This is a genomic window from Mesorhizobium sp. M8A.F.Ca.ET.207.01.1.1 (assembly GCF_004794715.1).
Taxonomy (GTDB): domain Bacteria; phylum Pseudomonadota; class Alphaproteobacteria; order Rhizobiales; family Rhizobiaceae; genus Mesorhizobium.
Window position 1 is genome coordinate 44546 of record NZ_SRUS01000016.1, and the last position, 22281, is coordinate 66826.

General features: G+C 57.5%; 20 protein-coding genes. 17 read left to right on the top strand and 3 right to left on the bottom strand.

Annotated features, from left to right (window positions below):
* Positions 1-340: 340 nt before the first annotated feature.
* Positions 341-2275, bottom strand: coding sequence for an HrpF/NolX family T3SS translocon protein (locus EN850_RS31255; RefSeq protein ID WP_024505366.1), 1935 nt, complete (start codon positions 2273-2275; stop codon positions 341-343).
* Between the two features lie 301 nt (positions 2276-2576).
* Positions 2577-3275 carry a secretin N-terminal domain-containing protein gene (locus EN850_RS31260; RefSeq protein WP_024505367.1) on the bottom strand — a complete coding sequence of 233 codons (699 nt, stop codon included), beginning with the start codon at positions 3273-3275 and terminating at the stop codon, positions 2577-2579.
* Positions 3276-3462: 187 nt separating this feature from the next.
* Here EN850_RS31260 and EN850_RS31265 point away from each other — a divergent pair, with 187 nt between their 5' ends.
* From EN850_RS31265 to EN850_RS31320, 12 genes are all read left to right on the top strand, one after another.
* A complete protein-coding gene (locus EN850_RS31265; RefSeq protein WP_024505368.1) occupies positions 3463-3972 on the top strand; it encodes a nodulation protein NolB in 510 nt (169 codons plus the stop codon).
* A 36-nt stretch (positions 3973-4008) separates the two neighbouring features.
* Complete coding sequence (gene sctJ, locus EN850_RS31270) at positions 4009-4845, top strand: type III secretion inner membrane ring lipoprotein SctJ (RefSeq protein WP_272483026.1); 837 nt, start codon at positions 4009-4011, stop codon at positions 4843-4845.
* Positions 4790-5476, top strand: coding sequence for a nodulation protein NolU (locus tag EN850_RS31275; protein ID WP_281033888.1), 687 nt, complete (start codon positions 4790-4792; stop codon positions 5474-5476). Before sctJ ends, EN850_RS31275 begins: the two co-directional genes overlap by 56 nt.
* On the top strand, positions 5473-6096 hold the full coding sequence (sctL, locus tag EN850_RS31280) for a type III secretion system stator protein SctL (RefSeq protein ID WP_024505371.1): 624 nt from the start codon (positions 5473-5475) through the stop codon (positions 6094-6096). Before EN850_RS31275 ends, sctL begins: the two co-directional genes overlap by 4 nt.
* Positions 6093-7451: a type III secretion system ATPase SctN gene (sctN, locus tag EN850_RS31285; protein ID WP_024505372.1), complete on the top strand. Its 1359-nt coding sequence runs from the start codon at positions 6093-6095 to the stop codon at positions 7449-7451. Before sctL ends, sctN begins: the two co-directional genes overlap by 4 nt.
* Entirely contained in the window at positions 7427-7939 is a 513-nt protein-coding gene (locus EN850_RS31290) for a hypothetical protein (protein ID WP_063169269.1), read from the top strand. Before sctN ends, EN850_RS31290 begins: the two co-directional genes overlap by 25 nt.
* Before the next feature lie 89 nt (positions 7940-8028).
* Positions 8029-9057 carry a type III secretion system cytoplasmic ring protein SctQ gene (gene sctQ / locus EN850_RS31295; RefSeq protein WP_095769044.1) on the top strand — a complete coding sequence of 343 codons (1029 nt, stop codon included), beginning with the start codon at positions 8029-8031 and terminating at the stop codon, positions 9055-9057.
* Entirely contained in the window at positions 9050-9715 is a 666-nt protein-coding gene (gene sctR / locus EN850_RS31300; RefSeq protein WP_029354851.1) for a type III secretion system export apparatus subunit SctR, read from the top strand. The genes sctQ and sctR overlap by 8 nt, the downstream gene beginning before the upstream one ends.
* A 2-nt stretch (positions 9716-9717) precedes the next feature.
* Positions 9718-9993 (top strand): EscS/YscS/HrcS family type III secretion system export apparatus protein, encoded by a 276-nt coding sequence (locus EN850_RS31305; protein WP_024505375.1) that lies wholly within the window; start codon positions 9718-9720, stop codon positions 9991-9993.
* Between the two features lie 8 nt (positions 9994-10001).
* Positions 10002-10820 carry a type III secretion system export apparatus subunit SctT gene (sctT, locus tag EN850_RS31310; protein WP_063169270.1) on the top strand — a complete coding sequence of 273 codons (819 nt, stop codon included), beginning with the start codon at positions 10002-10004 and terminating at the stop codon, positions 10818-10820.
* Positions 10817-11854 carry an EscU/YscU/HrcU family type III secretion system export apparatus switch protein gene (locus EN850_RS31315; RefSeq protein ID WP_024505377.1) on the top strand — a complete coding sequence of 346 codons (1038 nt, stop codon included), beginning with the start codon at positions 10817-10819 and terminating at the stop codon, positions 11852-11854. The genes sctT and EN850_RS31315 overlap by 4 nt, the downstream gene beginning before the upstream one ends.
* A gap of 356 nt (positions 11855-12210) precedes the next feature.
* Positions 12211-13014 carry a hypothetical protein gene (locus EN850_RS31320; RefSeq protein WP_024505378.1) on the top strand — a complete coding sequence of 268 codons (804 nt, stop codon included), beginning with the start codon at positions 12211-12213 and terminating at the stop codon, positions 13012-13014.
* A gap of 525 nt (positions 13015-13539) precedes the next feature.
* Here EN850_RS31320 and EN850_RS31325 read toward each other — a convergent pair.
* Positions 13540-15654 (bottom strand): hypothetical protein, encoded by a 2115-nt coding sequence (locus tag EN850_RS31325; protein ID WP_245478250.1) that lies wholly within the window; start codon positions 15652-15654, stop codon positions 13540-13542.
* 1350 nt (positions 15655-17004) lie between these two features.
* On the opposite strand from EN850_RS31325, the gene EN850_RS31330 reads away from it, so the two are divergent.
* The 5 genes from EN850_RS31330 to EN850_RS31350 all read left to right on the top strand — a co-directional run bounded on the left by EN850_RS31330 (position 17005) and on the right by EN850_RS31350 (position 21549).
* Positions 17005-17334 carry a hypothetical protein gene (locus EN850_RS31330; protein WP_081714433.1) on the top strand — a complete coding sequence of 110 codons (330 nt, stop codon included), beginning with the start codon at positions 17005-17007 and terminating at the stop codon, positions 17332-17334.
* A gap of 72 nt (positions 17335-17406) precedes the next feature.
* A complete protein-coding gene (locus EN850_RS37430; protein WP_224570034.1) occupies positions 17407-17649 on the top strand; it encodes a nodulation protein NopA in 243 nt (80 codons plus the stop codon).
* A gap of 117 nt (positions 17650-17766) precedes the next feature.
* On the top strand, positions 17767-18657 hold the full coding sequence (locus tag EN850_RS31340; RefSeq protein ID WP_127310091.1) for a hypothetical protein: 891 nt from the start codon (positions 17767-17769) through the stop codon (positions 18655-18657).
* A gap of 232 nt (positions 18658-18889) precedes the next feature.
* Complete coding sequence (gene sctV / locus EN850_RS31345; RefSeq protein ID WP_024505383.1) at positions 18890-20953, top strand: type III secretion system export apparatus subunit SctV; 2064 nt, start codon at positions 18890-18892, stop codon at positions 20951-20953.
* A gap of 53 nt (positions 20954-21006) precedes the next feature.
* Complete coding sequence (locus tag EN850_RS31350; RefSeq protein ID WP_081714429.1) at positions 21007-21549, top strand: tetratricopeptide repeat protein; 543 nt, start codon at positions 21007-21009, stop codon at positions 21547-21549.
* The last annotated feature ends 732 nt before the right edge of the window (positions 21550-22281 follow it).

The following is a 22281-nucleotide window of genomic DNA, read 5'->3' on the forward strand; positions in this document are numbered from 1 at the left end:
TCATCGTCTGCTGTTCGGGAGGCCGCCCTGGGCGCGCGACAGCCGTTCCTTCGGCTGCGCCGCTCCGCCACCATCCGCGCCGTGCCTTCCGGAGACCATTCCCGCTACCGGCCGGCGCCCGTGAAAACCTCGACCCGGCGCACCGGCTCGAGATGGCTGGGCTCAGCGTAACTCTGAAGTCGTCATATACCGAAGTCTTCACAGACTTCGGACATCCCCCTCACAGTCCGATCCAGATGGCGTCAGGAACACCGCTTGCGTTGATGCGGATGAACCCCTGCTTGTGCCACAATGACCCTTATGTCAGCGCGCGAGCCAAAGCTTCCGCGCAAGGCGACGGCTAGGATAAGGCAATGCCGACGAAGGGCACATTGCTTGCCACACTCTGGAATGATGGCATGCTCGGAAGGCCTAGGCTTTGCTCAGGGCCGCCTGCAAGGCGCGCTTTGAGGTTATTCACATAGCCTTCTGCGTAGTCCTGCGCCGTCGAGACCGAAAGATCAATGCCTGCCGCCAAGGCCTCTTCCATCAGGTGCTTTACGAGCCCATTTCGAATGGCCAGCTTGACCTCGGGGCCTGCGATAAGGCCGATCGCCTGCGCGGCCATATTGAGGCCAGCTTCCTCCAGCGCTCGCTTCATATCGCCTCCGTTAATGGCCGTACGCAGGAGATTGGCTGCTTGCGACTCAGCCTCGAGAACCATCGAGGCAAGATCGGCTACTTGTCCGAGGCCCGGAATGAAGCTGAGCAGTCCCACCGCCGTTGCCGCCAAGTCGAGCACTTTCGTCTCGATTTTGAGCACGGAGTCGACGACGTGCATGACGGCCCCGCCGTTCTTTTTGGCTGACTTAATGTCAGGCTGGTCCATCAGGCCCATCTTCATGTCCGCGACGGCATTCTGCTCTTCTGCGGTTTGGGCGCCGTGGGTGATTGGCTGCTGAACGTTGCGGTTCGCAGACGACATGTTTGTGCAAAAATGGGCAAAGTCTTTTTTGCTGATATTGCCGGAATCAACCGTATGCCCGCCGCCAAAGTCGAAGAATTTATGATGGGTCTTATAGCCCGTGATCGAATTGTTCAGGAGGCCAAACAAAAGAGGATCTGAAAGGAGCTGAGAGGCTGCTTCCCGCACTTTCGGATCAAGGCTCTTGTCGTCTTTCATTTTCGCCAGTTTGTCGCGAGTCAGAACACCGCTTCCAAAGAACGTGTCCTGATGGTCCTTGATCATCTCGACCGTATTCAGCTCAGTTTGCGTGAGGCTCATCGACGATGAGGCGACTTGCAGGAAATCCTCTTTGTGCATCTTCCCTTTCGAGCCACCGCACAACTGGTTCCAAGCATCGGGGTGATCGAGGAAATATTGCGCCGCCGCAATGACCTGGGGCGGAAATTTGCCGTTTTTCGATTCGCCGCCGACCATTTTCTTGAACTCATCCAGACTCAGGTCCTTGGACAGATTTTCGGAGTACCGGTAAAACTCCCGCAAGGCATCGCTCAAGGTCATGACCGAAGGCTGCAAACCTCCGCTGCCGTCGGATGGTATGTAGTTCTGCTCGTAGCTTCGCGCTTGGGCTTCCTGAAATGCAGCAACTTGTGGGTGGTGGTTTGAAAATCCGGCCAAGTCCTTGGCGTTGATCTTGCCTCCACAGCGGCCGTCGCCCTGCGAGCCAATCGCATAAAAAAGTCCCGAATCCTGCTGCAGTCCCTGGATCGCCGCTTTCAGATCCGGTGGCGTAGAGGGATCATTGGCTTTGTCGGTCAACGACTTCCAAGTAAGCGGGCATTGGTCCTTGTGACGGTTGAGTACCGCAACAATCTGCAACTCAGCCGTGGTCAGCGACCCACCGTTCCACGTGATTCCGGGGCTCGGCCTGGGAGCCGGCTCGATCTTCGGAGTGACGCCGAGCAGATGTTGGGCTTCAGTCGCCTTGGAGCGTTGCGATTGGTCCTCCTTGAGAGCCGCCCTCATATTTGGCGGCAGCAGATCCAGTGGGTGTTGCTCCAAGCCATTCAATGTCAAGACATCCGGTGCCAGATGGCCCAAAGGGTCCTGCCGCAATTTATCCATTGTCGAATCAAGATTCGACGCTGGCAGATCCCCTTGCGCGAAAGAGCCGGGCTTGTCTGCCAGCACACAAGTGGACAGCATCGCTTCGAAGCACGATGCACTTTGCTGATGCTGGGTCGCAAAATGGGAAACTTTCAGGCCCGGCCAACCCCTTGCGGACTGTAGCGAATTTGAGCGGTAGAAAGTTGAAAGATTACTGGCCGACATTATGCATCCTCAGACGTGACGTTGAAATCCCCACAAGAGACCCCGACAGAAGATCCCTTGCGTTTCACAAAATTCGACAATTCCAAGCGTCGGCAGGTCACGAATGCGCCTGCCCTGCCTTCAATTGCTGTGTTCCGGGCCGGCTCCAAGGTTCGGTCCAACACAATGGCCGGAGTCACCGCGAGAGCTGCCGGGACTCATCATGAGCGGATTAGCTTTCGAGAAACTGACGAGTTTGCGAAGAGTTCACAAAGGGGTAGCCGCAGTCATGTTCTTCAGAGCTGCGGGAAATCCTCAATGTTCATTTCTTGCCCAGCTCAGGCTTCCCGCCAACGCTATCCTGTTGTGGGATGTCAGAAGAATAAGAAGCATCCGGTCGTCCGTCGCGAACGACCGTAGTGGAGGAGCCGCGAAACAAGATCAGCACTGATTCCTTTGGCGTTGCCGCTATGTGAGTCTGCGCCTGCGCCTGCGCCACCAAGCCGTTAAAGGTCTGCTCCACGAGTGCGACGAAGCGCGGTGGACCGGAAACGAAGACGAGGCCATTGCCTGGCACGGGTTTGACCACATAGCGCTCGTCGGAGATATCAAGCTTGTCGAGAGCCCCCTTGAACGCATCGAAGCGAATCGACGTCATCAAAAGCATTCGAGTTTGCGATTCTTGTGCAGCAGACACATAGAGCACAAGGCCGTCATAGTACCATTGTAGACCGTAAAGGTTCGTCAAGCGGTCGAGGAACGCGCGCGGTGGCAAATCAGGCATACGTCCGCGAATTCGCCCCTTCACCGCAGGACTGATGTTGACCCTGATATTCAGGTTGTTGCCGAATTCCTGCAACGCTGCAGCGAGCTCCTGATCCAGAACCGTGTATCTATAGGGTGTGGCCGGAAGGGACAGCGGGACTGCATGCGCCGGGTGAATCCCGGTGGACAGAAAAAACCCGGCACAAAGAAGTCTCAAAACATGCAGGGTGACGGGTTGGATAAGCGTTCTCGGCATGTCGCACTGATAAACCAAACGCTGAAATCATCACAAGTGACTAAATTGCCGAAGAGATTTTAGATTGTCGAAATGACGCCGCCGTTAGTCAGCTTGTTGTCAGCTTGCCCCCCTAGGAGTGTTGCGCCGACACCGGGTGATGAATGGGCGGGGCTCGCCCGGTCAGAGAGAGCAACCGAGTCCTTACATGATGATGCCTGTCACGTCGATCTCTGCCACTCTAACGGCTGGCCTCCCCAGGGTCGGATCACCGTCGATTGTCGAGCAGGCCCAGTTTGAGCGCGCCTTAGGGCATGCAGCCGACTCGCTGAAAAACGATGCCGCCGCGGGGCCAGCGAGTGCGGCGCCAGTTGCTGCGGCGATGGATGTTCAGCGCGCGGCTGCGCCGACGAGCGGCATGGGCGATCGCGTGTTGCAGACGATTTCCTCCCTATATCCACACAACACTGTTTCCTTCCCCGCGCTCGACCATGACATAGCCCTTTCGAAGGGCGCTCTACCGGGACCGGCGCAGAAGCTTCCCGTTCCAGGTGAGGCGGGAACCGGAATCTCGGGCATTCCCCAACAAGGGCAAGACTTCGAAACGATGATGGCTGGTCTTCGGGATGTTTACAACGGCGTCACCCAGGTGGCGCTTATCTCCAAAGGCGTCAGCGGCGTCACATCATCCGTGAATAAACTTTTGAAGGAAGGCTGAACCGCGCGCATGATTGGCTTGGCCGAGGGCGAAATCATGCGTGGCCTGTCAGGGTGGCGGTCGGTTAGGCTTGTCATGCTGCCAGTTCTCGTCGCCCTCACTGCTTGCAAAGCCGACCTCTACACGCAATTGCAAGAGCGTGAGGCAAATGAAATGCTCGCACTTCTTGAAGACAACGGGGTCGCCGCGATCCGGGTGGTCGCCAAGGATGGAACCAGCACGATCCAGGTTGACGAAAAGCTGCTCGCCTTCTCAATCAACCTTCTGAACGCCAAGGGGCTGCCGCGCCAATCCTTCAAGAACCTCGGTGAGATATTCCAAGGATCAGGCCTGATTGCCTCGCCGACCGAAGAGCGTGCCCGTTACGTGTATGCCCTGAGCGAAGAGTTGTCGCGGACGATCAGCGATATCGATGGCGTTTTTTCTGTACGTGTTCACGTCGTGCTGCCGCATAACGACCTTGTGCGAGCCGGTGCCACGCCATCCTCGGCCTCGGTGTTTATCAGGCACGACGCAAAAACAAATGTCGCGGCTCTGCTGCCAAAGATAAAGATGCTTGTAGCCGACAGCATCGAAGGCCTGTCCTACGATAAGGTGGAAGTGGTTTTGGTGCCGGTAGAACGGTCCGCACACGAGCAACGGCCCGATCCGACTGCTGTTTTGCCACAAGCATCACTACCTCTTCCTGCGCCACTTCTGGCGACCGTAACAGGTTTTGCCGCAGCCGTATTCGCCGTGGCCTGTTATCTCTTGATCGGCGTTGTTACGCGTCGGCGCAAGCAATCAACCGGCGTTTCCAAGGTCGAGGGGCGCCGGGATGCTTCTGCTGTCGAGGCCATTCGCAAAAGAATGCCTGCAATTGGACGTGGGTGACATCTCATTGCCAATGCCTATACAGACCGCCCGACCTGATGGTCCGCACTTTCCGGGCGCGAGCGAGCTTGCGGCTTCGGCCCATCCAACCCGTCTTGCGGCGCGTCTTGATCCAGCGTTATCGGCCGAAACGTTAGTGAAGTTGCAGAAGTGTTCCAGACTGCATCCAAGGCTGGCAGAATTGCTGGGCAACGATGACGTGGATCTGAACCACATCGGCTGCAGGCCGGACCTTCTACGCGGGCATGATCCATATCGAGCGGCCCTTCTTGCTGGTAGTATCTGGCATGCCCGTTCGCTGGTCGCGTTTGTCTCTCAGCCTGAGCTTGCCATCCTTGTTAAACGCATCGGCGTGGATGCACACGCATTCGGAATCCGACACCTGCTGCATGCTGTTGACAAAAGACTGATCTCGGACCCAGAAAAACTCGCTCAGCAAATCGAATACGATGGACACGCATGTCTTGGAGCTTGGCTCCAGGACAGTTCAGCGACCGAGCGTAACCGCGTGCTTCTTCGATTGCCCGAGGGGACTGCCGCGGAGACTCCAGCACCTGAGCATTGGACCGCCGCCGGCCAATTGCTTTCACTTGTAGTAGCTCATTTTGAGACAGAGACCCCGGTGAAATGACAGTCGAACTTTCCGAGGGGCCAATAGCGCCGCAGATGCGTCCAGTCGGACCACTGATACCCGCGAGCGAGCTCGAAACCTGGCACAGCGCCGCGCAAGCCCTTGCCGCGGCAGAACGGCATCGGCAGCGCGTTCGAAACTGGGCACGCGCGGTTTACCAGCGGGCGTGGGCGCGCGGCCACATGGAGGGCTCGAATGCAGGCACCGAGGAGATGGCAGGGTTGATTGCGGAGACAATCTCCGAAATCGCGCGACGAAAGGCGGCTCTGGAGCAGGAATTGCCGCAGCTCGTGATGGAAATATTGAGCGATCTTATCGGCGCTTTCGATCCGGGCGAGCTATTGGTGAGGGCTGTTCGTCACGCCATAGAGTGTCAATACAGCGGCGCCGACGTTTGCCTTCATGTTTCTCCCATGCAAGTCGACATGCTTGCACGAGAGTTTGCTCGATGCGACGGCCAGGATGGTCGACCAAGGGTGCGGATCGAGCCCGACCCGACATTGTCGCCGCAACGCTGCGTGCTGTGGAGCGAGTACGGCAATGTTGACCTTGGACTTGACGCCCAGATGCGCGCGCTGCGCCTTGGTTTCGGGACGCTCTGTGAGAAAGGCGAGCTATGAGAAAGCCCGTCCCAGAACATAACGCTGACGCCGACACTCGAGCTCTCGTTCCAGCAATCTCGTCTTTGAGGGCTGCGGCCAAGCGAATTGACACGCGTGCGGTGCGCGGTCGGATCACGCGGGCTATCGGCACACTGGTTCATGCCGTCTTGCCAGACACTCGTATTGGGGAACTTTGCCTCCTAGAGGACCCGCGAACCGGGCTGTCGCTCGAGGCCGAGGTGATCGGCCTGTCGGGTGATGGTGTATTGCTGACACCGATCGGGGACTTGGTGGGCCTATCCAGCCGCGCAGAGGTCGTGGCCACTGGCCGAATGCGTGAGGTGCCCGTCGGCGGCGATTTGCTCGGTCGCGTGATCGACAGTCGTTGCCGCCCATTGGACGGCAAAGGCGAAATCAAGACCGTCGAAACTCGGCCCCTGCATGGCAGAGCCCCCAATCCGATGACGAGGCGCATGATTGAGCGGCCATTCCCGCTTGGGGTCCGTGTCCTCGATGGTCTGCTAACGTGCGGCGAGGGCCAGCGGATCGGGATTTATGGCGAGCCAGGTGGTGGCAAGTCGACGCTGTTGTCACAGATCGTAAAGGGTGCCGCCGCTGACGTCGTCATAGTGGCGCTCATAGGCGAACGTGGACGGGAAGTTCGTGAATTCATCGAAAGGAATCTTGGTGAAGAGGGCCTTCTCCGTACGGTCGTCGTGGTTGAAACATCCGACCGCTCGGCGGTAGAGCGTGCGCAATGCGCTCCAATGGCGACTGCGCTCGCGGAATATTTCCGCGATCAAGGCCTACGCGTTGCTCTCATGCTGGATTCGCTGACGCGCTTCTGCCGCGCTATGCGCGAAATAGGCCTTGCTGCGGGTGAGCCGCCGACGCGACGGGGCTTTCCTCCTTCCGTTTTTGGCATGCTGCCAGGCCTGCTCGAGCGCGCCGGCATGGGTGAGCGGGGCTCAATCACGGCCTTCTATACGGTGCTTGTAGAGGGTGATGGCACGGGTGATCCAATCGCCGAGGAATCGCGTGGTATTCTCGATGGCCATGTCATCCTCTCACGCGCTATTGCGGCGCGATCGCATTTCCCCGCTATTGATGTGCTGCAGAGTCGCAGCCGCGTCATGGATGCAGTCGTTTCGGGGACACATCGCAAGGCAGCATCCATTTTCCGCGAGCTCCTGTCGCGCTATGCCGAGACCGAGTTCTTGATCAATGTTGGCGAATACAAGCCAGGTGGAGATCCCCTGACTGACCGGGCTGTCGCGTCAATCGACGAACTGAGGGAGTTTCTGCGCCAGAGCGAAGATGACGCGTCAGATTTCGAGGAGACGGTCGCATGGATGTCGCGTCTGACCGCGTAAACTGGATTCAGTCTTCGAGTATACGGCTTCTGAAGGAAATGCAAGAGCGTCGTGCCCTTGGCGAGCTGTCCAAGAAGGAAGCCCAGCGCGATGTGGCCGCCTCAGCCGTACAAAATGCCTCTAGGGAGCTTGCAATGATACAGCAACATTGTTCAAGAAAAGAAGCAGCGCTCTATCAGCATCTGATGTCACTCGACAACTTGTCTAGCGCAGCGCTCGACCGTCACCGCCTTCACACTGAACAACTTGCCGCTGAGATCAATTCCAGACGGCAGATGCTTGATGATACCCAAATCGCTCAAGAGGAGGCTGAGATGGCGGCGTCCAGGACGAGGGAGCTATGGGTCATATGTTCGGCGGCAAGGGACAAATGGCAACAAATCGAGGACGACGTGCGGCGCGCCGTCGAGACTCATTCGGAGGCCGCAGCCGAGATCGAGGCCGACGATGAGATACTGCTGAAATATGCGAGGGGGTCGCTTGCCTAAATGCCGCGCAACCGGATCCGACGGTCGCAAGAGGTCGTCCGAATGACACGACCGTGCAGTCTTTGATAGGCGCTGCGGTCACACCCGCCATGTTCGAACCAGTTCTGAAACTGTCCCACACGGTTGTCTCGTGGCTCAATGATACAGCAGCGCCGCGCACGCCGTTTCAAAGCCGGATCAACGAGGTGCCGCTATCGGTGCGAACGGCAGGGCTTGTCTGGCAGCAGGAACCTGCTGCCATTCCGATGCTTGACTGCGTCTGGAGAGTGGGAGCCGAAACGGTCATCTTGTCACTGTCGCGCCCGCTCGTAGAGGAGTTCATCACGACAGTGCAGAACGGCTTGGCCTTCCCTTCCGAGCCAACTGCTTCGCTAATTCTCGAACTCGCTCTGGAGCCGCTTGTCACTCGACTGGAGGAGACGACGCGTCTGAACGTGCAACTCGTGCGGGTATGCGAAGCCACGATGCTGGCTCCTCATCTTGAACTCGACATCATTTTCGGCGCGGTCAAGGGCAAGGGCCGTCTATTCCTGTTCACGCCACTTGACGGCTTAGTACCGCCTGCGTTTCGCGCGCTAGGCGAACTGCTTGCCCAGTTGCCGCGGCAGCTGGGCGGGCTGCCTCCAGAGCTCCCGCTCATTGTTGCAGGAGAGGTCGGCACGCTTCGCCTTCCTGCGGCGCTTCTTCGAAGCGCATGTGTCGGTGATGCATTGTTGCCCGATATTGCGCCGTTCGGCCGCGGCCAGATCACCCTAGCTGTCGGCCAGTTGTGCGCCGAGGCGGATCTTGACGGCGATGAATTAATCTTGCGGGGGCCTTTCCGCCCGCGACCGTGTCCTTTGGAGAGTGCGCATATGACACAACCCGGATCGCAACTGGAGCTTACTAAGGATCTCGACGATGTCGAGATCGTGCTTGTCTTTGAATGCGGCCGCTGGCCTATTTCTCTTGGGGAATTAAGAAGTGCCGGCGAAGGGCATATTTTTGAACTTGGATGGCCGATCGACGGCCCGGTCGACATAGTGGCCAATGGTCAGCGTATCGGGCGTGGCGACATTGTCCGCATCGGAGAAGAGCTGGGCATCAGGCTCCGTGGCGGGTTTGCATGCAATGAGTGAAGCTCAGCCGACAATCCTGGCGCTTCTTGCGGTTACCGCCGGACTCGGTCTGCTGGTTTTAGCAGTTGCCACGACAACGGCCTTTGTAAAGGTATCAATTGTTCTTTTCCTCGTCCGCAATGCGCTCGGGACCCAGACCATACCACCCAATGTGGTGCTGTACGCCGCGGCGATGATCCTCACTATGTTCGTTAGTGCGCCCGTTGCTGAGCAGACCTATGACCGCATGTCGGATCCCAAGCTCCACTATCAGACATTCGACGACTGGGTAAGCGCCGCTAAAGCCGGAAGTGAGCCCTTGCGCGAGCATCTCAAGAAATTCACAAATGAAGAGCAGCGGCGATTTTTCCTATCTTCGACAGAAAAGGTCTGGCCAGAGGAAATGCACGCTGCAGCCACGCCTGATGACTTTGCAATACTTGTACCATCTTTCTTGCTATCAGAATTGAAGCGCGGATTTGAGATAGGATTTCTACTTTATCTGCCTTTTATTGTTATAGATCTGATAGTGACAACTATCTTGATGGCAATGGGTATGTCGATGGTCTCACCAACTGTTATATCTGTCCCGTTCAAGATCTTCTTGTTTGTTGCCATTGATGGTTGGTCAAAATTGATGCATGGGCTTGTGCTGAGTTATACGTTACCGGGAGGCTGATCATCACTGAATCCAGCATCATTACTCTTATGAGCCAATCACTGGTGGTTTTCATGATCTGGATTCTACCGCCGCTCATTGCATCAGTGGTTGTCGGCCTCGTCATCGGCATCCTCCAGGCGGCGACGCAGATCCAGGATGAAAGCTTGCCGCTCACCGTGAAGCTTCTGGTCGTTGTCGCGGTGATTGGGCTGTTTGCTCCTGTGCTAAGCGCCCCGCTCATAGAGCTAGCCGATCAGATCTTCACCGAGTTTCCCGCAATGACACTTAGCTACTAGTCCGCCCCATGGACGCGCCATCGGCCGATATTCAAATTCTGATCCAGACGGCTTTCGAACTCGTCGTTGCGGCAGGTCTTGGGGCAGCCCGCGCGATGGGCATCATGCTGATCTTTCCCGTATTCACACGCTCGCAGATCAGTGGGCTGATCCGGGGCTGTTTGGCTGTTGGCTTCGCACTACCATGCCTGGCACACGTCAGCGGCGGATTGCCGGCGCTGGATCCTGATACGCGCCTGATCCAGCTAACCCTGCTCGGATTCAAGGAAGTTTTTGTCGGTGTACTCCTTGGCACTTTTCTTGGCATTCCGCTTTGGGGCCTTCAGGCTGCCGGGGAGCTTATCGACAACCAACGCGGCATCAGCAGCCCGACCGCTTCGGCCGATCCCGCGACGAACAGTCAGGCTTCCGCGATGGGCGTTTTTCTGGGGATCACTGCGATTGCCATATTCGTCGGATCAGGAGGCCTGGAAACTTTGATCAGTGTCCTGTACCGCAGCTACTTGATCTGGCCGGTGTATCAGTTTCACCCGACACTGAGCGGGCCAGGAGCAATGGAGTTGTTGGGGCTTCTCGACAGCATAATGCGCACGGCATTATTGGTATCGGGGCCTGTCGTGTTCTTCCTGATACTGATTGATATATCGATGATGCTGCTGCGTCGCTTTGCCCCGCAATTTAAGGCGAGCCAACTGTCTCCGGCAATCAAGAACATTGTCTTTCCAGTTCTCATGGTCACCTACGCTGCCTATCTGGTGGAGAGCATGAAACTGGAGGTCACACGTGCCAACGGCGTGCTGGAGTGGTTCGACAAATTGCTGCCATGAGCGACACAAGTGAAGAGAAGACACACGCCGCCAGCCCGAAGAAGTTAAGTGAAGCGCGCAAAAAAGGACAGCTGCCACGTAGCTCCGATTTCGTCCGCGCGGTCGGGACTTGCGCTGGGCTCGGCTACCTTTGGCTAAGAGGCAGCGTGATCGAGGACAAATGCCGGGAAGCGCTCCTATTAGCCACCAAGTTGCAGAGCCTACCTTTCGATACCGCGGTGCCGCAGGCATTGGTTGTGCTCGTCCAACTCACAGTCGCGGCTGTTGGCCCGCTGCTTGGAACCCTTGTCGCCGCGGTGATTTTGGCCAGCCTGCTAGCCAATGGTGGATTTGTCTTCTCTCTGGAGCCGATGAAGCTCAGCTTTAAGAAAATTGACCCCTTTGAAGGGCTGAAGCGCTTGGGGTCTGCTCGTTCCATGGTCGAAGTCTGCAAGACCATGTTCAAGGTATTGGTTCTCAGCGCAACCTTTTCCATTGTCCTTCTCGGGATGTGGAAGACAATGGTCCCTCTGCCGATCTGCGGCATGGGCTGTGTTGGCCTCATCTTTATGGAGACAAAATTGCTGATGGGAATTGGCGCCGGCGCACTGCTGGTCGGCGGACTGATCGATCTTCTGCTCCAGCGCGCGTTGTATCTGCGCGAAATGCGCATGACCAATACCGAAGTGACGCGCGAGTCGAAGGATCAGCAAGGAGCGCCAGAGTTGAAAGGTGAACAGCGTCGCATCCGCGAGGAGGCGGCCGACGAGCCTGCGCTTGGCGTGCATCGCGCCACGCTGGTCTTAACAGGAAGGGCGGTCCTGATCGGTCTGCGTTACGTTCGCGGTGAAACCGGGGTGCCGTTCTTAGTTTGCCGTGCCGAAGGTGAGCGCGTTTCACATGTGTTGAGCGAGGCGCGGGCACTACGCCTGACGATCGTCCATGACCATGTCTTAGCGCGTCAGCTGATAGGCACTACAAAACTCGGCCACGCGGTTCCTATGCAATATTTCCAGCCTGTCGCGAAAGCATTCTTTGCCGCAGGCTTGGCCTAGTCATTGGAAGTCCACGACTGCCCAGTTCAAAACTGACCTGGCTCCATGCTAGTGGCAAATGTCGGCTGACCATCCGTGCCCCAGTGTCTCTGTCAGGCCAACCGCGCAACCGCGGGCCTGGGGCAATCACTCCCCTCGGATCTGCCACCCAGCAACTACGGCAAGTCCTCCGGGCATGACCTTGCAGCCTCTGCTGGCCGGTGCGTGGCGCAGTCCGAGGTTTTGAGGCCGGCAGTGCGGATTTGATTGGTGCAGCCGTTGGAATGCCCTCGTCAGCTAGTCGTCAACTAAGCGCCCTATGTTGAACAGCCGTGCTAACTTGAGCTCGGTTGCGAAACATAGGAGTACGAATCGTCATGTATGGTCGAATTGGTGGCTCATCCGATAGTTACCGCGCGCATAATGCCGGCGAGCAATCGGATGCAGGAAGCGAAGGGTTCGCGGACACATTTGCCCGAATGCACTTATCCGGATCGGAAGGTAGCGGCGCCTCATCATCGGCGGCTCCCCAAGCATACTCCCTCAATTCCCGACCTCCTGTGGTGGAGATCAACAGGACTTCCTTCAGGAGACAGGTGAGGCAATTTCATGGTGATGAAATCACGCACATCGCCGACAATCCTCAAGAGTATTCGGAGTTCGTATCGTCACGAGCCAGGCGCACCGCGGACGTTGCTCAGCAATATGGCATCCGTCGAGATACGGAGCACGCGCGATATTTCAGTTACCAATTGGGAGACCGGAGTGCCGGACTGCTGAGAATGGAAGGCGGATTCAGCATGAACGAGTTCGAATCGGAAAGTTGGCGGGAACAATTTCCTGGTCGAACTGAGGTCACTTCCATAGTGGATCTTCAAGTCGCCCATCCGCTCGTCGAAAATGCGGGCGATATTCTGCTGGAGCATCAACTTCGGATAGACGGCGACCGACCGTTGCTGAATTGGCGTGCGGCTAATCCGGAAGCACAAGCGCGCGCGCAGACGATGGGGTTTGTTGAAGTGGATCATGGCGACCTGGTGCTTGACCCTACGCAGCATCCCGACAAATGGACGAAGAACAGTGCCGGTGAGTGGCAGCGTGCAGGCAAACCTCCACTCTATCTCCACAAAACCGAGGATAGCGACAGCAGCGATAGCGGGTCCGACGACGATTTCATGTGATTTGTCGACCCGCCGCCGAGCCTTGCAACTGGTGACGGTTGCAAGGCTGTTGGCAGTGAATGCTAATTGTCCGGCGACAGCCCCGCCTTAGCGCCAGCGCCGCCGAGCAATCCAGCCCATCTCCCAGACAATAAACTGCGGATGCGCATCGTGGGTGCTTGCGAGCGGATTGTATTCGGGCCGGAACTCCGCCTCTTGGAACCGAGCTCTCCCGAATCCAATTTTCTCCACCACACCGTTGGGTCGTTGCGATGCGCCGATCCCGATCGGATCGGCTATGCCTGCTCCGCGCTCGCAGGAAGACCTTCCGCCTCGATCTTGGCGGCGCGATCTCGGCGATAAGTTGGATGGGAGGCAAGATACGCCGCCACGTCAACAGCCGGTAACGCGACATCGCAAATCGGCCCTGACGGTAGCCGATCGACTCCAATCGCCGGACCGCAACTCGCGCAGCGGCATTCGCGGTTTGGCCAGGAGAAATGCTCGCTGACTCACAGCGTGGCCGGCCGCATTCTGAGTGCCCTGTCATGCAGCCTGCGCCGACGGGAGCTCGGCACGCGAATGGCGTGGTTGGCGGCCAAGCCCTGAGGTCAACAAGGACTTACAGAAAGCGGGGGTGAGTTTGCCGCGATGAATTATGACCTTCTCGCGACCGGACCTAGCATCGGCTTCCTCTCGCTCTCGATTGTAGCCGCGCTGTTCGTTGGATTTAACGTGGCAAGCGGTGAATTCGGAATCAGCCAGCCCTTCCAAGTTTCTGGCCATGACGGGGCGACTCGTGTGGATGTGCACCCACATCGGGCTCGGCATCGCACCATTGACCAGCATCTTGGGCTGCAGCTTCATCTCAAACAGCTTTCCTGGCTCGCCACGCAGCGCGACCGGTGCCTCCGGCGGCATCAATTCGTCGGCATTGCACAAATGTTCCAGGTATTTTTGCGCCGGAAATGCGTAGGTCTTCATGCAATCAGTCGTAATGCCGGCTTTTCCTTCATTCAATGCGTTGGCCTGTCCCAGCACCATGTTCAGCAACCCTTTGAGCTGGTCTGTGCGTTCGTGCACTTTGGGTAGCTGGGTGGAGGTGAGTAGCAGGCGTACATTACGCCCCTGCAACCCGGCGAGACAGGTTTGCATCTCAATGGCCTGGGCTCGCAGGTACTGGGCCACATCGTCCACGACCTTACCGGCCTCCTCAGGCTTCATCTGGCGCACTTGGGAGACGACGCTTTGCTGACCGGCCAGATCGAACTGCAAAAGTTCGTCCAATCGTTTGAGCCGCTCCGTCAATACCTCCATTGACAACGCGGCGCCCCCGATTGTCGAGCCTGCCCCCGACGAACTCGCAGCCACCTCTTGCGCTCTCACCTGTGTACTCGCAACTTGATCCGAGCGCGCGAGAACCTTGGCTGCTGGCACTGTGCCGGCGTTCGCAGCGACTGGTGTTGATGGCTGCCCGGCGGCAGAAGTCCCGGCGCGAGCTGCCGACTTATGCTTTGACTTCCCTTTCCTTCGCGCTGTAGTGCCTTCTGACACTGCAGCCGTACCAGCAGTGTCAGCCGGTATCGCAGCGCCTGCCCTGGCCGGCATCGCAGCGCCCGCCTGGGCCTGTGGCGCCATGATGGCTGACGGCGGAGACTGCAGGTTCAACAAGTGCATGGCATCGTGCGCAGTGATCCATGCATCGTCCACGATCCGTTCGAACAGTTTCAATGGGAGGCCGGCATCTGGGTAGGTATGGCTTAGCTTGGTATGCACCTCGTGCAACGCCAATCCAAAATCCGAAAGCCGCTCCATGATTTTTTCTACAACCGCGCAATCATGAGCGTTGAGTGTTTTGCCATCATCCATTATGCCCTTCGCCAAAGAGAGGGCGCGAAGAGCTTCTTGAGCGGCGCTTGCCATCAGCTGCACCACTCCATTTCGACCGACGAGGAGTTCCTTCAAATCTGGCTCGAACCTGCTCGCCCGCAGTTCAATCTTGGCCCGCGCAAGACCGATCCGCTCACGGACCAGCCAGATCCTGACACTCAGTACCGAGCCGGCACGCAGCCGCAGTGCGCACCGCTCGGCTTCCCGCATCACGGGCGTTCCACTGGATAGGCTAGCGGTGGCAGCGCAGGCGGATCGCTGCCGTTCGGAGCGCCATGCCTTTTTTTCCCACCACTTAATTGCCGCCGTATGGTGGTTCTCCACATTTAAAATCAACAGCTCCTGCCGGTCCGCCTGGGAGTAGGAGTAGAGTTTATCGACCATACCTGCCGCTTTCTTGGTCTTTTTGTCCAATTTCGTGATCGTCGACAGGCCAAGTTGGTCTACTTCATTCGCGGCGTCGCACACGATCTGGCAACATCTACGCACCTTGTCGTCTGGCATAATTGTCTGCGCCTCAGCCGCAGGCAGGCTAGCGCGGTACTCCAGAATTGCTGAGGCTGCATCGACGACCCGACTGATCAGCTCCACCGCCTCCTCGGGGACGTCGGTTTTCCTGGCCGCAGCCTCGCAATCAGTCAGTTGTTGAACAAGACTGTTCATTCTGAGCTGTGTCGGACTGATATCTTCATTTGACGATGAGCTGGTGCCTTCCACCTGCGCGGTTGATAGTTGGCTACCGACCGGCGCCATGGCTTCGCCCTCAGACATGGAGGGAGAACCGCGCCGCCTTGCGGCTGCGCCACGTGGCGCTACGGTTCCGCGTGGTGGCGCAGCGGCTCCACGTCGCGGTGTGTTCAGGATTTGATCTTCGCCAATCGAGGCGCCTGGCAGACTTTCGCGGGCATCGCCTGGACCGCGCGCAACTGGAAGGGAGGAGGGCCTCCTATCGGCGTCCCCAGAGCGCATCTGCTCCACAACGGAATCGAATGACTGTCCACCTTCTCCCGCAGCAAGACTTGATTGCGAAAGGGAACTGCTCGCCCGCCCCGCGCGGCTGGCTCCAGTTTCAGCCTGCGATTTCCGTGGTCGGCCAATGCCCTTCATATTGCGTCTCCGTAGTAGGCGAGAATGTGCTGCTATTGTGCTGGCGGCTGACGAGACCAGCGGCATCTTTCGGTTAACGTCACGGTCAGCCAGACCCGCGACGGCGTAATGTTCCCGCCAAAGTGCTTCTCAGTAGCAGGCCAAGATTGGCCCGAGCTCACAGGACTTTCGCAACGTTGCCATCGATGTCCTGAGATTATCAGCGCTTCAGTCCGCCGATTTCCAGGAACAGCGAATGAAATCAGACCAACTCGGCTAGCTCCCCTTCCTAGACACGTGCCTGACGATTTTATTGATGCGTCACTCCTCTCGTTCGCCACCGACAAAGTCACACATTTGCTTCAGAGAAGCGTGTGCGTTGCGTATCGCGCGGGAAACCATTTCGATCTATAGTTACAAAAAGTGTCGAGACGGGACCTTTGGATCCGAAGGTCAGGCACGGCCGGCCTAGATAGACCGCTTGGCTGACGATTAGCTGACGATGGGAGTTCTCACGAACAGGGCAAGAAAATCCGACCGCTTCAAGCTTTCGATATGGTGAGAAGAGGATCCGCACCGGCCTCCCAAAGCCGGCAGACCATCCCATGTTCGTACGGTCGCCGACCTTCTCGAGGCCAATGAGCTCACCGCGCCGGGCCGTGATGTGCAGGCGAGAGAATGGTGATGCAAAGACCGAGTTCCTGCTCGTTGCGTGCGCCCGTGGAGCCAGCAAGAATACGGTCATTGCGGTCATGCAGCACGTGGACCGTGTCTCCTGTTCGACACCACAGCATCGAGATGCAAACCAGCTGCTGCGGCTGCCATTCGGTCGCGGCATGCGTGGACGGCGGGATTGGCCGAACAGCCGAGATCGTGGTCGACTGTTCGATGCGAGAGCAACATCCTGCAGAGCATACGTTTTTGCGCTGGCCGGTTTTTGTCAAAAGCCGTCAGGTTCTCGAAAGCTCCCGCCCTTAGCTTGATCGAGGTTAACCTTTAACACGTCGCCGCCAATGGCAAATGCCGGAGTACCTGATGATAGCAGCAATTGGGAGTGGAGTTGGCAACCTCGGGACTTCCTTGATCCGAAAGGGCCATGGGGATTCGAAATCCGAGCATTCTGGTGATGGCAAGCCGGCTGATGGCAATGATGGCAAGCCAGCTGGTGGGAATGATGGCAAGGCAGCTGGCGGGAACGATCGGGCGGATAACCGGACCGTTTCAAATGATCAACTTCAAGACAACTCACAGTCTGCAGCACAAAGTGAAGCCTTCCAAAGTATCCTGCGATCGTTCGCGTTCCAATTCGCGAACGATGCGATGGCTGAGGCCGATGAAGCTTTGGATGACACAGAAGATGCCTGACGCGGGAAAATCCGGCGTGAGGTCATACAGGCCGTTATTGACGGCACAACTCCAACAGAAAAAGGAATGATCATGGCTGCAGTTGATAATAATAAAAAATCAGGCAATACCAATACCAGTAGCGCCGGCAATACCGATAAAACTAACAGTGGCACTCCCGGCAATACAAGCGGAGCTGATGCTACTGCTTTTCAGGCGCAAGTGCAGGAACTAACCAATGTTAGCTTGGAGGCGACGAAAAGGAGTGTCCAGTTGCGCACTCTAACGACCAATCTCCAGACCATCAAGAAGGCCGCCGACGAACGCGTTTCGTAATGTCGGAGGCGGGTTTTAGGCTGCCCCTTAGCGCGTCTCCTTATTGACGCGACGTAGTCCCGAAATGAGCCGCATGGCAATTGCCATGCGGCTTCTATCCTGTTTGAGAGATGCTCTGTGGATGACGCCGTTTCCCTCCGTTTCGAAGTGCGTTCGGGGCACTATTGCGGTCTGACCGGCAAGACGGATCTTCAAAAGTGTTTAATCGGCAGCGGCTTCGATGCCGATTTGGTCTTTGTCGAGCAGGGACTGGCACCGCATCACCTTCGTGTAACTCTTCTTGGCAAGTCGATCGAACTGGAGGCGCTTGCACCCGGAATCAGTATCGAGGGCAACCGGAATATGGCCGCAGGCCAGTCCGTTGTTGTGCCCCTTCCTGTCGTCCTGCTCGTAGGCGAGATGTCCATTGCTTTGTCCGTGCAGGATGCAGAGCCGCCTGGTTCGACCGGCATACCGCGCCTACCGATCGGTGTGCTCGCCATGGTCATAATCAGCTCACTCGGGATCGGCGCGCTTTCAGGCACGATCTCCTATCTTGGCAATGCAAGTGGATCGAGCCCCAATTCACTTCGGGCTGAAGTCGCGTCCAGAACGATCAGTCACCGCGCTGACAATGAACTTACGGAGGCAGCGGCCCAAGAGCTGCAGGAGGAAGTCGATCGAGCGGGTCTTCTCGACGTCAAGATTGGGTCGGCAAAGGGTGTTGTGACCGCCGAAGGCACCGTCACGTCTGAATCGGTCATCAGCTGGCAGAAGCTTCAGCAATCGTTCGATCGTCGCACCAAGGGTACTCTAACACTGGTGAACGGAGTGCTCATCAAAGAGGAGAAGGCGCCATCCGCAATCGCGGTCGAAGCTGTGTGGCATGGGGTCCAACCATATATTGTCATCGACAGCGAGAAGTATTTTGTCGGCGCCATTTTGGCTGATGGATGGGTGGTCGAACGTATTGAGGACAGCCGTGTGCTGCTGAGCAGGAATGGCCGCATTGCTGCTCTCCAATATTGAAAGCTCGCAGGCCCCATCAAGCAGCACTCTATGGCCAGCCAAACATCCTGCCGCGCTCGGTGCTGACAAGCTGGCTGCGTTGGAAACATTTGCTGCCCAGCCATTTCGCGCCTGCTTGTGGCTCTCATGCAGGGTCACGCGCTGGCCAAGGCTGAGGCGCCTTCGGAGTTCGAAAGCCACGTTTCATGGCGTAACAGCAGAGTAAGTCTCAACCGATTGCAAAGGTGTCTCGATGGCCAACGTCCTGCGTGACTTCATCAAGCGTGCGCCGGCCAGCCCGGATTTAATGGTTGCGTTGATGCTGCTTCTGGCTGTCGCGATGATGGTCATGCCTATCCCGGTCGTGGTGGTCGACGCCCTGATAGGATTCAATATGGGGTTGGCCATACTGCTGATGATGGTTGCCCTGTATGTCAGTACTCCACTTGATTTTTCCTCTTTGCCCGGCGTTATTTTGATTTCCACTGTATTCCGTCTCGCGCTCACGGTCGCAACGACGCGACTGATTCTGGCCGAGGGGGAGGCCGGCAGCATTATTCATACTTTTGGCGATTTCGTCATTTCAGGCAATATCGTGGTGGGTTTCGTCATATTTCTGGTCGTCACCATGGTGCAATTCATGGTCCTCGCGAAGGGTGCCGAACGGGTGGCAGAAGTGGCGGCGCGTTTCACGCTGGATGCTCTGCCGGGCAAGCAAATGGCGGTCGACGCAGAGCTACGCAACGGCCACATCGATGCCAACGAATCCCGCCGGCGGCGCGCCGAATTGGAGAAGGAAAGCCAACTCTATGGCGCGATGGACGGCGCGATGAAATTTGTGAAGGGCGATTCCATCGCCGGGCTGGTGGTTATCTGCATCAACATGCTGGGTGGAATTTCGATCGGCCTGCTCTCCAAGGGCATGTCCTTCGGCGAGGTACTGCATCACTACACTCTGCTGACGATAGGCGATGCATTGATATCGCAGATTCCGGCCCTTCTGCTCTCCATTACTGCGGCGACCATCGTCACCCGTGTGACTGGGACGGCGAGGATCAACCTCGGTACAGAAATGGTCAGTCAGCTCACGGCCAGCACTCGAGCCTTGCGACTGGCGGCCGGCGTCCTGGTTGTAATGGGGTTCGTTCCTGGGTTTCCCCTCCCCGTCTTTCTGATGCTGGCCGCAGTGTTCGCTGCGGTAAGCATTGTCAAGGCTGATGTGCTGGGCGCCGGCACTGCCGATGCGAAAGGTGGAACTGCAGCGGAGCCTAAGCAAGCCGCGCCTGCGAAGGAATTCCCGATCGCATTTTTTCTAGCGCCAGATCTTATGCAGGCGGTCGATCAAGCCGAATTGCAAAAACATATTGGGCGCGTTTCGCTCCTGGTCACAGCCGATCTGGGCATTATCGTTCCTCGCATCCCTGTCTTGGTTGACGAGCAGCTGCCTGAATCGCAATTCCGAATTGATGTCGAGGGCGTGCCAGTCGAACAGGACGCCTTAGATCCAAACCAGATGGCGCTCCGAGCCGATGTAGCGCACGTCGACTCGAGCGGTGTCCCCCTTAGACGTGAGCCGAAAACGGACACACTCCCGGTTGAACATACCCCTGCAAAGGCCCTTACGGGCGCCGGCACGGAGCATAGGGCTCCCGGCGAACTCCTCGCCTTGCGCGTCCATGCAGCGTTGACCCGCTACGCACCGCGATTGGTGGGCATCCAAGAGACCCGACATTTCCTGGGCCGAATGGAGCAGGAATATTCTGAGCTTGTGAAAGAGGTGCTACGCACGACGCCGATTCCTCGGATTGCCGATGTTCTGCGCCGCCTCCTGGAGGAAGGTATCCCAATCCGCCACACCCGTCTCGTGTTGGAGGCATTGGCCGAATGGAGCGAGCGTGAGCAGAACGTTGCCCTGCTGACGGAATATGTCCGTTCTGGTTTGAAGCGACAGATCTGCCACCGCCATGCCAACACGGAGGGCATCGTGTCCGCCCTGGTCGTCGAGCGCGAGAGCGAGGATGTGATGCGTGGCGCGGTTCGAGATTCGGATGCAGGCCCCTATCTCGCACTGGAGGATCGGCAAAGCGAAGCGATGCTATCACAGATACGTCAGGTCCTTTCGAACGCAGAACCGGGTCAAACCCGCCCTATTCTGTTGACGTCGATGGATGTCCGACGTTTCGTCCGCGGCTTTCTGACGCGAAACGGGGTTGATCTCGCCGTGCTGTCTTATCAAGACCTCGCCTCCGACTTTACAATTCGCCCCGCAGGATCCGTCACACTCCCGCACGGATCGAACAGCGGATTGTTAGAGTAGTCCCACCTTTCCTAACTGAACGCCACGCGCCTCCCCGATAACTGAGAGATAACATGAATAGTAATACAGTTTCTCCATCGCCTATGTTTCTGCGCCGGAACTCACTTCTTTTTGCCGTACTCGCCATTCTGCCTTTGGGCGGTTGCGCCAGCTGGCAAAAGCCGGCTCTTTCCGTGCAGGAGACATCTTCCCCCGAGTTGCTCAGCGCCGATCAAATCGATCCGGCTATGCGCGAACGCATTTTGCGCGAAGTTGGTCAGGATGTTCAAGAGCGGGCTTTGCGGGATGAGGTGAAGCAGCACCCGGACAATGTTGATGCGGCGATACGACTTACAAATGCCTTGGTGGGCCAGAAGCGCCCGCACGAAGCGGTTGAGGTGCTCGACAGCGTCTTGGTTGCAGCCCCAGGAAACGTACGTGCATTGAATGCGAAGGGCGTGATTTTGGACATTGAGGGGCGGCATGACGCGGCACAGGCCCTGTATCGGCGAGCTCTCGAAAACGAGCCAGGCAATCAGATGGTGCAGCATAACTTCAATCTGTCGCTTGCCTTTAACGGCAAGTCCAAACAACCAAGGTTAGCACGATCGCAATAGGTGGGCACAGTGCATGCGCAGCCTGTTCCCCGGCTCGAACACGCGCTCGGCTCCCATCATAGATGGCCCCCTGAAGAGAGCCATATCTATGCAAAACAGTTGCTCCAGATCTGGCCGGCAGAGATCGGCAGGAGAGCCGGATGACATCACGCGGCCACCCGCAAGGCCACCCGCCTCGCTTCGTTGCCAGAGCGCCCTCTCCCTCGCCGGTCACCGTCTCGCAATGCGGCGACCTGGCTTAAGGCGGTCGACCGAGCGCCCGATGCAGTAGCCATGAATACGTAACGCAGCGATGGACCCGCCGGATCGTGTCGCGCTTGTGCTGGCCGTCCCTGCCATTACAGCACGGTGATTGTAGCTGGATCCTATTCTAGAGGCATCGATGGTGTGGATGCCTTCGATCCAAACAATCGATTTGTTGAATTCGTCCGCCTGAGGAAATTAGCTGCGGCGATCCGACTTCCGACGCCTGCAGGCGCAAAACCAACAGCGTGAGCGCTGCGGGTCCGGAGGCAGGCTGCAAAGTGCAATCACCAGCGCTGATAAGCGGCAAGTGAAGAATGTATCGCTCGGGCGACTCCTGTGTTGTGCACGGTTGCCCCGCGAGGTGAACTGTAGCAGCTTGGCAGCTCAGCGTTCACGAAAGGAGAAAAGATTTGGGGCCAAGCAAAGACCGGCTTTTTTGATTGTCTTGCTGTATCGCTATGGTGGGGCGGGCGCGACCGCTCCCAT

Excerpts from the sequence above, each read along its gene's own strand:
- EN850_RS31275 (WP_281033888.1), top strand. The coding sequence starts at position 4,790 with ATGCTTCTGCTGTCGAGGCCATTCGCAAAAGAATGCCTGCAATTGGAC.
- sctN (WP_024505372.1), top strand. The coding sequence starts at position 6,093 with ATGAGAAAGCCCGTCCCAGAACATAACGCTGACGCCGACACTCGAGCT.
- sctV (WP_024505383.1), top strand. The coding sequence starts at position 18,890 with ATGGCCAACGTCCTGCGTGACTTCATCAAGCGTGCGCCGGCCAGCCCG.
- EN850_RS31330 (WP_081714433.1), top strand. The coding sequence starts at position 17,005 with ATGATAGCAGCAATTGGGAGTGGAGTTGGCAACCTCGGGACTTCCTTG.
- EN850_RS31260 (WP_024505367.1), bottom strand. The coding sequence starts at position 3,275 with ATGCCGAGAACGCTTATCCAACCCGTCACCCTGCATGTTTTGAGACTT.
- sctQ (WP_095769044.1), top strand. The coding sequence starts at position 8,029 with ATGTTCGAACCAGTTCTGAAACTGTCCCACACGGTTGTCTCGTGGCTC.
- sctR (WP_029354851.1), top strand. The coding sequence starts at position 9,050 with ATGAGTGAAGCTCAGCCGACAATCCTGGCGCTTCTTGCGGTTACCGCC.
- EN850_RS31320 (WP_024505378.1), top strand. The coding sequence starts at position 12,211 with ATGTATGGTCGAATTGGTGGCTCATCCGATAGTTACCGCGCGCATAAT.
- EN850_RS31325 (WP_245478250.1), bottom strand. The coding sequence starts at position 15,654 with ATGTCTGAGGGCGAAGCCATGGCGCCGGTCGGTAGCCAACTATCAACC.
- EN850_RS37430 (WP_224570034.1), top strand. The coding sequence starts at position 17,407 with ATGGCTGCAGTTGATAATAATAAAAAATCAGGCAATACCAATACCAGT.
- sctL (WP_024505371.1), top strand. The coding sequence starts at position 5,473 with ATGACAGTCGAACTTTCCGAGGGGCCAATAGCGCCGCAGATGCGTCCA.
- sctT (WP_063169270.1), top strand. The coding sequence starts at position 10,002 with ATGGACGCGCCATCGGCCGATATTCAAATTCTGATCCAGACGGCTTTC.
- sctJ (WP_272483026.1), top strand. The coding sequence starts at position 4,009 with ATGCGTGGCCTGTCAGGGTGGCGGTCGGTTAGGCTTGTCATGCTGCCA.
- EN850_RS31265 (WP_024505368.1), top strand. The coding sequence starts at position 3,463 with ATGATGATGCCTGTCACGTCGATCTCTGCCACTCTAACGGCTGGCCTC.
- EN850_RS31315 (WP_024505377.1), top strand. The coding sequence starts at position 10,817 with ATGAGCGACACAAGTGAAGAGAAGACACACGCCGCCAGCCCGAAGAAG.
- EN850_RS31255 (WP_024505366.1), bottom strand. The coding sequence starts at position 2,275 with ATGTCGGCCAGTAATCTTTCAACTTTCTACCGCTCAAATTCGCTACAG.
- EN850_RS31290 (WP_063169269.1), top strand. The coding sequence starts at position 7,427 with ATGGATGTCGCGTCTGACCGCGTAAACTGGATTCAGTCTTCGAGTATA.
- EN850_RS31350 (WP_081714429.1), top strand. The coding sequence starts at position 21,007 with ATGAATAGTAATACAGTTTCTCCATCGCCTATGTTTCTGCGCCGGAAC.